Raw genomic sequence first — 10,469 nt, 5'->3', positions numbered from 1 at the left:
CGCCTTCTGGAACATCGTCAACTGGAACGACGTCGCCACCCGCTTCGCCGCCGCCCGCACCCAGACCGCCGGACTCATCGTCCCCGCCTGATCTGCGCGCAAAGCACTCCAGACATCTCAGCGGCGCCGCCCCCGATTCGTCGGGCGCGGCGCCGCTGCGCTGCCCCACTCCCACGCTTTGCACTTGTCGCGCTCCGCGCTCACGTCCACCGCGCTTTGCGCACTTATCGCCGTTGCCGCGCCCGGAGAATCGCGACAAGTGCGCGAAACGCGAGTTGGCATAGTCGTCGTCTAGATCCTCGAGAATCAGACATGTTTGTGTCGCAACGCCGTTCATCGCGTACGTCGCGTAGCTGCAGCGCTGCGAGCCCTGACCCGACTCCGGAGTGAGACCACCCGGGCCGCCACCGAGTCCACTCAATCCGGTTGGGTGAATGGGAGATTCACCGCGATGGGTATCGTGGCTGCTATGACGGACATCACAATCGAGACCATCACCACGGGCCTTGCCTTCCCCGAGTGCCCGCGCTGGCGGGAGGGCCGCCTGTGGTTCTCCGACATCTACCGCGGTGTCGTCCTGCGCCTCGATCCGGCGACCGGTGAGGTCGAGCGGGTCGTCGAGGTCCCCGGCCAGGCCGGCGGGCTGGGCTTCCTGCCCGACGGCCGCCTGCTCGTCGCGTCCGTGCAGGAACGGAAGGTGTACCGCCTCGAGGACGACGGCACGCTCACCGTCCACGCCGATCTCCACGGCATCGCGCCGTGGCACCTCAACGACATGGCGGTCGACGCGTCCGGGCGCGCCTACGTCGGCAACTACGGTGACGACAGCGCGCCCCCGGCACCGCCGTTCCCCGCTGACCTGGCGATGGTCGAACCGGACGGTACCGCGCACGTCGTCGCGACCGAGATGCTGTTCGCCAACGGCATGGTGATCACCCCGGACGGTGCGACGCTGATCGTCGCCGAGACCCGTGCGTCCCCGGGACGGCTGACCGCGTTCACGATCGAGGCCGACGGCAGCCTCGTGAACCGGCGCACGCTCGTCGAGTTCGACGACGCGGCGGTCCTGCCCGACGGCATCGCGCTCGACGCCGAGGGCTCGGTCTGGGTGGCCTCACCGTTCAACCAGGAGGTGATCCGCGTGACCGCCGCCGGCGAGGTGGCCGAACGCATCGCGGTGCCGCACCCGTACGCCGTCGCGCTGGGCGGCGAGGACGGCCGCGACCTGTTCGTGTGCACGGCCGACACGTGGGTCCCGGAGGACGCGATCCGCATCGGCGGTGGCGCGATCCGGCGCCTGCGGGTGCAGGTTCCGGGTGCGGGTTTCTGACTCCCGGCTGGCACTCGGGACCCCTTGTGTGCCAGCGATACAGGAGCGCATGCTCGTAGTACCCAACGAGGTGTGAACGACGTGCGCGCCGGGCGGGCTCCGACCACAGGGGCCCGCCCGGCTGCTCCCGTCGCCAGGTGCCGCACGGGAGAATCGGGGTCGCGATGAACGAGCACGAATATGTCGGGGTCGCACCGTTCCACGCCTCCGGCGACCTCCGTGGCTTCGTGATCTCGGGACGCTGGCCCGACACGACCCGCGAGTGGGCGCAGCTGCTGGCCCTTGCCGTGCGGATCGCATCCCTGCCCGGCCTGCTGCCCACGTCGACCGTCTTCGGGGCGCGGGAGGAACTCCCCGACGATCCCGCACCCGGAACGGTCGGTCTGATCGTCTCCGAAGGACCCGTGCTCGGCGAGTCCGCGGTCGCGCCGGGGCGCTTCGTCGATCATCTGCCCCCGGCACTGCTGGTCCTGCACCCGCCTGCGGAGACCGTCCCGTCGCTTCCCGAGTGCGCCGGGGTGGCATCCGGATGCGTGCTGCTCCCCGGCCTGCCACATCTCGGGCTCGAACACCGCGCGGCGTGGGTGGAGGCGGAGGCGGACGGCACTGTCACATCGATGATTTCGCGTGTGGGTATCGATCCGATCAGCGATCCCGACACCGCAGTTCTGGCGATGCTGCTCGCCGCCTGAACCGTTACGGAAGAAGAAAGTTCGGGATTCCAAACTTATTGTCGCCTTTGCGCTTTCGCTGATCCGGAGTTATCGTTGCCTCAGCGAAGGGGAGTAGCCCCCAATCGCTGGGTCGACATACTGGCCGGCACATTGCAGTGCCCGCCCGGCCCAGCGGACCGGATCTTCTCCGGTGGGCGAGACCTTCGGCCGTGAACGCATACGTGGCGTTCGGGGCCGGAGGAAGGTTTCCCCGACATCCTCCGAGAAGCGAGAAATCCGGAGGAGGGGTAATACATGCTGGCCGCGACACTGCTGAGTTTCGGCGTCATCTTCGTCGCCGAACTGGGCGACAAGTCCCAGCTCATGGCGATGACGTTCGCGCTGCGTTACCGCTGGTGGGTGGTTATCGCCGGCATCACGGTGGCGACCACCGTCGTGCACCTGGTCTCCGTCGGCGTCGGCCACTTCCTCGGTGCCGCGATTCCGACCACCGCCATGTCGATCCTCGGCGGCGTCGCCTTCCTGATCTTCGGCCTGTGGACACTGCGTGGCGACAAGCTCTCCGACGAGGAGGAGCAGAAGGCCCGCAAGGTCACCGGATCGGCCTTCCTGGCGGTCGCGTCGGCGTTCTTCCTCGCCGAACTAGGCGACAAGACCATGCTCGCCACCGTCACGCTCGCGGCGGACAACGACTGGGTTGGCGTGTGGATCGGATCGACGGTCGGCATGGTGGCCGCCGACGCCCTCGCGATCGTCGTCGGCGCGCTGCTCGGCAAGCATCTGCCCGAGGCGGTCGTCAAGATCGGCGCCGCGGTGCTGTTCTTCGCGTTCGGCGCCTGGCTGCTGCTCGAGGGCCTGTTCCCGGACAGCCCCGCCGGTCCGATCGTGGCGGGCACCATCGTCGCCGCCTCCGCCGTCGCGGCCATTGCCCGACGCGCTGTCCGTGGGCCCCGCACCCCGGCACCCGCCGAGCAGGTCGACGCACCCCGCGGTTCCTAGACTGACGGCATGGACCAGACGCAGCCCGACCTGCTCGCCCCTCTCGGTGATCTCGCCGCCTTCGCCGGACGGTGGGTGGGCGGGGGTGCCGGCCACTACCCGACCATCGACGACTTCGCGTACGACGAGGAGATCGAGCTCTCCCCCAGCGGAAAGCCGTTCCTGTTCTACCGCTCCCGCACCCGCAAGCCCGGCGGTGGCATGCCGATGCACACCGAGACCGGCTACCTGCGACTCACGGACGGCGTCGCCGAACTGCTCGTCACCCAGCCGACCGGTTTCGTCGAAATCCACCGCGCCACACTGTCCGACGGCATCCTCGACTTCGCACCGCACGCGCTGAGCGCGTCGCCCGACGCCAAGCCGGTCCACGAGATCCGGCGCCGCTTCGCCGTCGACGGCGACGTGCTCAGCTACGACATGTGGATGGCCTTCGACACGACGCCGATGACGCACCACCTGCGCGCGGAGCTGCGGCGCGCCGCGTAGAGCACGCTCAGAAGTCCCAGTCGGCGTCCTCGGTCGGCTTCTGCTTCCCGATGACGTAGGCGCTGCCGGAGCCGGAGAAGAAGTCGTGGTTTTCTCCGGCCCCGGGGTCCAGCGACGACAGGATCGCGGGGTTGACCTCGCAGTCCGATGCCGGGAACAGCGCCTCGTAGCCGAGGTTCGCGAGCGCCTTGTTCGCGTTGAACCGCATGTAGGACAACACGTCCGACGTCCAGCCCACCTCGTCGTACAGGTCGGCGGCGTACTCGACCTCGTTGTCGTAGAGGGTCTGCAGCAGCTCGTACGTGTAGGCGCGGTGCTCGTCGCGGGCGCCGACGTCGAGGTGTTCGAGCGCCTGCCGGCACTTGTACCCGATGTAGTACCCGTGCACCGCCTCGTCGCGGATGATCAGGCGGATGAGGTCGGCGGTGTTGGTGAGCTTGCCGTGGCTCGCCCAGTACATCGGCAGGTAGAAACCGCTGTAGAACAGGAACGATTCGAGCATCACCGATGCCGCCTTGCGCTTCAGCGCGTCGTCCCCGCGGTAGTAGTCGACGATGATCTGCGCCTTGCGCTGCAGGTGCGGGTTCCGTTCCGACCAGTCGAAGGCGGCATCGATCTGCCGGGTGGAGCACAGCGTCGAGAAGATCGAGCTGTAGCTCTTGGCGTGCACCGACTCCATGAACGCCATGTTCGTCAGCACCGCCTCCTCGTGCGGGGTGACGGCGTCGGCGATCATCGCGACGGCGCCGACGGTGGCCTGCGCCGTGTCGAGCAGCGTCAGTCCGGTGAACACCCGGATCGTCATCTCCCGCTCGACGTCGGTGAGCGTTTCCCACGACGCCAGATCGTTGGACAGTGGGATCTTCTCCGGCAGCCAGAAGTTGCCGGTGAGGCGGTCCCACACCTCGGCGTCCTTGGGATCGGGCAGCCGGTTCCAGTTGATCGCGTGCACTCGGTCGACCCGCCGTTCACTCACCGCCGCTCGCCTCCGTCAGACCGACGAGCCGACCGGCCCGGGCCGCGTCGAACCGTCGGCCGACATCGGACCAGTCGACGATCGACCACAGCCGTTCGATGTAGTCCGCCTTGACGTTGCGGTACTGCAGGTAGAAGGCATGCTCCCACGCGTCGAACACGAGCAACGGCGTGCTGGTGACCGCGAAGTTCGCGTGGTGATCGTGCAACTGGTGCACCACGAGGCGACCGCCGACCGGTTCCCAGGCCAGCACGCCCCACCCCGATCCCTGCACCGTGCCGGTCACCGCCGTCATCTCGGCGCGGAAACTGTCGAAGCTGCCGAAGAATTCGTCGATCGCGGCCGCCAGTTCGCCGTCGGGACGGTCGCCGCCTTGCGGCGACAGGTTGCGCCAGAAGATCGAGTGCAGCGCGTGACCGGAGAGGTTGAAGGCGAGGGCACGTTCGAGGCCGGCGAGCGCCGAGTAGTCGCCGCGCGCCCGGGCCTCGTGGAGTTGTTCCATGGTGCTGTTCGCTCCCCTCACGTACGCAGCGTGATGTGCGCCGTGGTGCAACTCCATTATCTCGCCGGAGATCGCCGGTTCCAGGGCGCCGTAGTCGTAGGCCAGGTCGGGAAGTGCATAGCCGCCGGTGCCGTTCATGTCCTCATGCCTCTCTTCGGTGCGTGACGACACGAGCCTAGCTCGAGTTCGGTATCCCAAACATAATTGTTCGATCATGCGAATATCCCACGCACCGGAAACACGGAGACCGATATCACTCAATCGCATGATTGGTTTCCGGTTCGACCGTAGGCTCGGTTCCCACGCCTCAACGAGATCACGCGAGTTTCGTTCCAGCTCAATGTTTCTGAGCACGGAGGTACCGGCCCGTGCCCGCCCAGGAGATAGGACCGCCATGAGCACCCCCGACTACGTCGACACCACCCGAGGACCGTCCGCCACGGACAAACTGCACTTCAACGAGGCCGGCGACGGCCATCCGCTGGTGCTGCTGCACGGTTCCGGCCCGGGCGTATCCGGCTGGTCCAACTTCTCGAAGAACCTCCCGGTGTTCGCCCGCAACTTCCGTACCGTCGTCGTCGACATGCCGGGCTTCGGCGCGAGTCCCGACATGGAGTACGACCGCCCGTACCCCGAGATCGCCGCGCAGTCGATCGTGACGCTGCTCGACGACCTCGGGATCGAGAAGGCGCACCTGCTGGGCAACTCCATGGGCGGCTGGGTCGCGCTCGAGACCGCGGCGCTCGCCCCGGAACGCGTCGAGCGCCTGGCCCTGATGGGCCCGGGTGGCCTGTACGCGCCGCTGCTGGGACCGATGCTCAGTGAGGGCGCGCGTCGGCTCAACGCCTTCCTCGTCGATCCCACCCGCGAGGCCCTCGAGGCGTGGGTGGATTCGATGGTCTACGACCCGGCCACCGTCACGCCGCAACTGCTCGACGAGCGCTGGGCCAACGCCACCGCACCCCGCGCGATCGAGCGCATGCGCGCGGTGATGGCGTCGCTCGCACTGCCCGGTAAGGCACCGCTGTGGACGCGCACCGACGAGATCCCGCACAAGACCCTGGTCACGTGGGGCCGCGACGACCGGATGCTGCCACTCGACGGCGCCCTGTTCGCACTGCGCCGCATGCCCAAGGCGGACCTGCACGTCCTGGGCGAGTGCGGGCACTGGGCGCAGGTCGAGCGCAAGCACGACTTCGAATCCCTCGTGACCGACTTCCTCACCCGCTGACCCGGCATCCCAGCCGGCGAAAGGAGCTTTCACACATGCTTTTCCAGCACGATGCGATCGATAGCGTCCTCGCCGCCGGGGACCGCCTGAGCGCACTGGAATCCGAGTGCGTCGAGGAGCGCAGGCTCGCAGCCGACAGCGCGAAGATCCTGCGCGATGCGGGCATCATGCGCCTGATCCAGCCCAAACGCCGGGGCGGGTTCGAGGCCGCGCCGACTACCGGATCGACGACGTGTGGTTCACGTCCGGACTGGCGGGCACCGGCAGCAACGACATCGTCGTGGACGGCGTGTTCGTCCCCGAACACCGCGTCCTCGACGTCGAGGACCTGTACGCGGGCCGCTGCCCGGGCCGCGAGGTCAACCCGAGCGCGCTGTTGCGGGTGCCGTGGTACACCCTGTTCGTCAACGCCGTCGTGGTGCCGCTGGTCGGGATGTCCCGCCGCGTGCTCGACGAGGCGGTCGGAATTCACAAGTCCCGCTCGGCCGCAGACGCCACCACACTTCCCCATCCGGCAACCCTCGCCCGGTTCACCGAGGCGGACTTCGAGATCGACACCGCCTACCGGATCCTCCAGTCGAACCTGGCCGACGCCTTTGCGGCCGTGGCGGATTCCGACGTCGTCCCGATGGAGATGCGGCAGCGTTCGAAGCGCGATCACATCGCCGCGGTCGGCCTGGCGGTCTCCGCCGCGGACAAGGCGTACCAGGTGGGCGGGCCCCGCTCGATCGCGACGTCCAGCGCGCTGCAGTCGGTGTGACGCGACGTCCACGCCGGACAGCATCACGCAATCAACCTGCCGGACAAGGTCAACCACGAATACGGCACCTACCTGCTCACCGGCGACCCCGGAACGCTCTACTGATTCGAGGAGATGCAATGCCTGTTCTCTCGCTGGGATACCTGCGCCTCGTGGTGACCGAGTCCGCGACACCGGGATTGGCGGCCGTCGGGTTCGAGGTGCTCGACCGAACGGACCTGCGCCACCTGGTCGAGCGGATCGAGGCCGCCGGTATCCCGACGCACGCCGGCACCGCCGCGGAGTGTGCGCTGCGCCAGGTCACCGGGTTCGTCGCGTTCGACGATCCGTCGGGCAACCGGGTGGAACTGTTCTACGGACCCGTCCTGAGCCATCGGCCCGTCGACCTGCCCTCGGTGTCCGGGTTCGTGACCGGCGACCAGGGCATGGGCCACGTGATCCTCAATGTGACCGACACCGAGGTCGCCTACGACTTCTACACGGGGGTACTGGGATTCGCCGAACGCAACTCGCTCGAGCTGCCGGGCGGCACCAGCTACTTCCTGGGCTGCAACCCGCGTCAGCACACTCTCGGGCTCAATCCGGCCGAGGGTCCGGGGCTGCTGCACTTCATGGTGGAGACCGCGGAGATCGACGACGTCGGCAAGGCGCTCGACCGGGCGCACGACCTCGGCATCCCCATGATGCAGTCGCTCGGTAAGCACACCAACGACCGGATGCTCTCGTTCTACATCTATTCCCCCGAGGGGCATGCCACCGAGATCGGTTGGGGCGGTGAGCGGATCGAGGCTCCGACGCCGACCTACCGGATCACCGAGGGCGCGGTGTGGGGTCATCGGTACACGCCGCCCCCGGCCGGCGCGAAGGGCCTGCCCCGGTGACGGGAACCCTCGACGGCGGACTCTCGACGGGCACCGGAGTCCCATCGACCGAGCCACAGCAGCGTTGGACGCCGCGGCTCGTCACCGTGCTGGTGGTCCCGATCCTCGTCTCCGAGATCATCCCGGTCTCGGCAGCCCCGGACAACCAGGTGGTCAGCTCGAGCGTCGCGGAGGTGAGCCGCACACTGATGGCGGGCGTCGGCTTCGTGTGGGCATACGTCCTGTTCCTGCCCCGCCGATTCGGTGCCATCGAACAAGCGCTTCGTCAGTAAAGCGGCCGATAACCCGCTGCTAGCCTCGGGTAGTACACGATCGAATCAATACCTGAACAAGAGGAGTGAACCGTGGCGTCAGTGGGCCGACGCGAGGTGATCCTGGCTGAATCGGCACGACTGTTCTCCGATCGTGGCATCACAGCGACAACGATTCGGGAGATCGGCGAGGCAGTCGGACTCAATTCGGGAACGCTCTATCACTATTTCAACTCGAAGGACGCAATCGTCTCCGAGATCCTGGTGAGCTTCCTGACCGACCTGGTGGAGCGCTACAACTCCGTCGTCGAGTTGCCGGAGACCGCGCGCGAGCGTCTCGCGAGGATCGTGCGCGTGTCCCTCGAGACGGCCGACGCCCATCCGTACGCGACCGAGATCTACCAGAACGAGTTCGCGAACCTCGGCACGCTCCCCCGCTATACCGAGATCGCCGCGGCGGTCGAGGCTTCCCACGATGCCTGGTTCGGGATCGTCGAGGACGGCGTCCGCGGCGGCGAATTCAATTCCGGAATAGACGTTTTCGAGTTCCAGCGGATGATGCGCGAATGCGTATTCATGTCCGTGCGCTGGCATCGCAAGACCCTGAGCCGGGACATCGAGTCCCTGACGACGACCCTCACCACCGTCTTCCTCAACGGGTTCGTCCCGGCGCCGACAGAGACCGACGGCGCTCCCCTCCCGCCGGCACCGAAACGAGCACGCACCAAGAAGATCGTCGCCGCCCCCGCCCCCGAACCGGAGACCCCGACCGGCGGGGCCGAGGACATCCGGGCCGAACTCGACTCACTGCGCACCGAACTGCGGGCGATCCGCGAGGCCATCGCGGACCGACCCGACGCGAGCTGATCCGTCCGCTGGAACCCTCCCGGACCGAGCCCGCGGCGACCTAGACTCCGGACATGACCGATGATCCGCGGATCCACACATTCGGTGACGACGCCCTCGGCGACCTGGACGCGACCGGCGTCGCCGCCCGCATCGCGGCCGGTGAGGTGTCGTCACGGGAGGTCGTGCAGGCGGCCATCGACCGCGCCGAGAAGGTCCAGGGCAGGCTGAACGGTATCCAGGCCCGCGACTTCGAGCGAGCCCTGAAGCTGTCCGATACCCCGCGCCGCGGCGTCTTCGCCGGTGTACCGACGATCGTCAAGGACAACGTCGACGTCGTGGGGCTGCCCACCGGGCAGGGCAGTGCCGCGTTCACCCCCGCCCCCGCCGACCGCAACAGCGACTTCGTGGACCAGTTCCTGTCGACGGGCTCCGTCTCCATCGGCAAGAGCCGGCTGCCCGAGTTCGGGTTCAGCGCCTCCACCGAGTACGCGGACGCCGATCCGGTCCGGAACCCGTGGAACCCCGAGTACTCGTCCGGTGCGTCGTCCGGCGGTTCGGCGGCGCTCGTGGCGTCCGGCGCTCTGCCCTTCGCGCACGCGAACGACGGGGGCGGCTCCATCCGAATTCCCGCTGCGGCATGCGGGCTCGTCGGTCTGAAGCCGACCCGCGGCCGCACCATCGCCGATGCGACCGACAAGACCATGCCGATCCGGATCGTCACGCAGGGCGCCATCAGCCGCTCGGTGCGCGACACCGCCCGCTTCTACGCCGCGGCCGAGCAGTACTACCGGAACCCGAAGTTGCCGCCGATTCGCCTGGTGGAGGGTCCGGCCGCAACGCGGCTGCGGGTCGGCGTGATCGCCGACTCGGTGACCGCGGTGCCCACCGACGACGAGACGCGCAAGTCCGTGGCATCCACCGCCGATCTGCTCGACGAACTCGGCCACCATGTCGAGGAGGCGTCGCTGCCGGTCGGCGAGGACTTCATGCGCGACTTCAAGCTGTACTGGGGCTTCCTGTCCTTCGCGATCCTCGCCGGCGGGAAGCGGATGTTCGGACCGACGTTCGATCCGAAGAAGACCGACAATCTCAGCCGCGGACTGGATGCGATGTACCGCAAGCACATGGTCGAGACACCCCGCATGCTGTACCGGTTGCGGCGCACGGCCCGCACCTACTCCCGAGCGTTCCAGAAGTACGACGTCGTGCTCTCCCCGGTCCTCGGACACACCACACCCAAGCTCGGGTACCTCTCCCCCGCACAAGATTTCGACACACTGTTCGAGCGCCTGGTGACCTACGCCTCGTTCACCCCGCTCAACAACGCCTCCGGCGGACCGGCCATCTCCCTCCCACTGCACCGGACGTCGAACGGTCTGCCCCTGGCCTCGCACTTCTCCGCGAACCACGGCGACGAGCGCACCCTCCTCGAACTCGCCTTCGAACTCGAGGCCGCCCGGCCCTGGGCCCGGATCCAGGACCCCGACTGACCCGACACCTGTCCGCCCCACCTCCCGACCCACCTCG

Annotated in this window: 12 protein-coding genes; 10 read left to right on the top strand and 2 right to left on the bottom strand. The window is 67.9% G+C overall.

Annotated elements, in window-relative coordinates; genetic code table 11:
• Positions 1 to 316 precede the first annotated feature (316 nt).
• The 4 genes from J2X34_RS26040 (at position 317) to J2X34_RS26025 (ending at position 3,492) form a co-directional block, all read left to right on the top strand.
• The gene (locus J2X34_RS26040; protein ID WP_258558147.1) at positions 317 to 1,330 is read left to right on the top strand and encodes an SMP-30/gluconolactonase/LRE family protein; all 1,014 of its coding nucleotides are present in this window, start codon (positions 317 to 319) and stop codon (positions 1,328 to 1,330) included.
• 164 nt (positions 1,331 to 1,494) lie between these two features.
• Entirely contained in the window at positions 1,495 to 2,022 is a 528-nt protein-coding gene (locus tag J2X34_RS26035; RefSeq protein ID WP_114724056.1) for a peptidase, read from the top strand.
• Between the two features lie 276 nt (positions 2,023 to 2,298).
• Positions 2,299 to 3,003, top strand: coding sequence for a TMEM165/GDT1 family protein (locus tag J2X34_RS26030; protein ID WP_114724046.1), 705 nt, complete (start codon positions 2,299 to 2,301; stop codon positions 3,001 to 3,003).
• A gap of 9 nt (positions 3,004 to 3,012) precedes the next feature.
• Positions 3,013 to 3,492 carry an FABP family protein gene (locus tag J2X34_RS26025; protein WP_114724045.1) on the top strand — a complete coding sequence of 160 codons (480 nt, stop codon included), beginning with the start codon at positions 3,013 to 3,015 and terminating at the stop codon, positions 3,490 to 3,492.
• 7 nt (positions 3,493 to 3,499) lie between these two features.
• On the opposite strand, the gene nrdF is transcribed toward J2X34_RS26025, so the two are convergent.
• Positions 3,500 to 4,468, bottom strand: a complete 969-nt coding sequence (gene nrdF, locus J2X34_RS26020) for a class 1b ribonucleoside-diphosphate reductase subunit beta (RefSeq protein WP_114724044.1) — start codon at positions 4,466 to 4,468, stop codon at positions 3,500 to 3,502.
• Positions 4,461 to 5,108, bottom strand: a complete 648-nt coding sequence (locus tag J2X34_RS26015; protein WP_114724043.1) for a superoxide dismutase — start codon at positions 5,106 to 5,108, stop codon at positions 4,461 to 4,463. The genes nrdF and J2X34_RS26015 overlap by 8 nt, the downstream gene beginning before the upstream one ends.
• A gap of 256 nt (positions 5,109 to 5,364) precedes the next feature.
• Between J2X34_RS26015 and J2X34_RS26010 the strand changes: the two genes are divergently transcribed.
• The 6 genes from J2X34_RS26010 to J2X34_RS25985 all read left to right on the top strand — a co-directional run bounded on the left by J2X34_RS26010 (position 5,365) and on the right by J2X34_RS25985 (position 10,432).
• Positions 5,365 to 6,201, top strand: coding sequence for an alpha/beta fold hydrolase (locus J2X34_RS26010; RefSeq protein ID WP_114724042.1), 837 nt, complete (start codon positions 5,365 to 5,367; stop codon positions 6,199 to 6,201).
• 232 nt (positions 6,202 to 6,433) lie between these two features.
• Positions 6,434 to 6,961, top strand: coding sequence for a hypothetical protein (locus J2X34_RS26005; RefSeq protein WP_258558146.1), 528 nt, complete (start codon positions 6,434 to 6,436; stop codon positions 6,959 to 6,961).
• A gap of 119 nt (positions 6,962 to 7,080) precedes the next feature.
• On the top strand, positions 7,081 to 7,842 hold the full coding sequence (locus tag J2X34_RS26000) for a VOC family protein (RefSeq protein WP_429520130.1): 762 nt from the start codon (positions 7,081 to 7,083) through the stop codon (positions 7,840 to 7,842).
• Complete coding sequence (locus J2X34_RS25995; RefSeq protein WP_174907415.1) at positions 7,839 to 8,114, top strand: hypothetical protein; 276 nt, start codon at positions 7,839 to 7,841, stop codon at positions 8,112 to 8,114. The genes J2X34_RS26000 and J2X34_RS25995 overlap by 4 nt, the downstream gene beginning before the upstream one ends.
• Positions 8,115 to 8,186: 72 nt before the next feature.
• Positions 8,187 to 8,960 carry a TetR/AcrR family transcriptional regulator gene (locus tag J2X34_RS25990; RefSeq protein WP_429520129.1) on the top strand — a complete coding sequence of 258 codons (774 nt, stop codon included), beginning with the start codon at positions 8,187 to 8,189 and terminating at the stop codon, positions 8,958 to 8,960.
• 53 nt (positions 8,961 to 9,013) lie between these two features.
• Positions 9,014 to 10,432, top strand: coding sequence for an amidase (locus tag J2X34_RS25985; RefSeq protein ID WP_114724038.1), 1,419 nt, complete (start codon positions 9,014 to 9,016; stop codon positions 10,430 to 10,432).
• Positions 10,433 to 10,469 lie beyond the last annotated feature (37 nt).

It is taken from the genome of Rhodococcus sp. BE178, assembly GCF_050433545.1.
In the GTDB taxonomy this organism is placed as follows: Bacteria; Actinomycetota; Actinomycetes; order Mycobacteriales; family Mycobacteriaceae; genus Prescottella.
This window is presented reverse-complemented; position numbering and strand designations above follow the sequence as displayed.

Coding starts and splice junctions, on each gene's coding strand:
- J2X34_RS26000 (WP_429520130.1), top strand. CDS start 7,081: ATGCCTGTTCTCTCGCTGGGATACCTGCGCCTCGTGGTGACCGAGTCC.
- J2X34_RS25985 (WP_114724038.1), top strand. CDS start 9,014: ATGACCGATGATCCGCGGATCCACACATTCGGTGACGACGCCCTCGGC.
- J2X34_RS26010 (WP_114724042.1), top strand. CDS start 5,365: ATGAGCACCCCCGACTACGTCGACACCACCCGAGGACCGTCCGCCACG.
- J2X34_RS26015 (WP_114724043.1), bottom strand. CDS start 5,108: ATGAACGGCACCGGCGGCTATGCACTTCCCGACCTGGCCTACGACTAC.
- J2X34_RS26025 (WP_114724045.1), top strand. CDS start 3,013: ATGGACCAGACGCAGCCCGACCTGCTCGCCCCTCTCGGTGATCTCGCC.
- J2X34_RS26030 (WP_114724046.1), top strand. CDS start 2,299: ATGCTGGCCGCGACACTGCTGAGTTTCGGCGTCATCTTCGTCGCCGAA.
- J2X34_RS26035 (WP_114724056.1), top strand. CDS start 1,495: ATGAACGAGCACGAATATGTCGGGGTCGCACCGTTCCACGCCTCCGGC.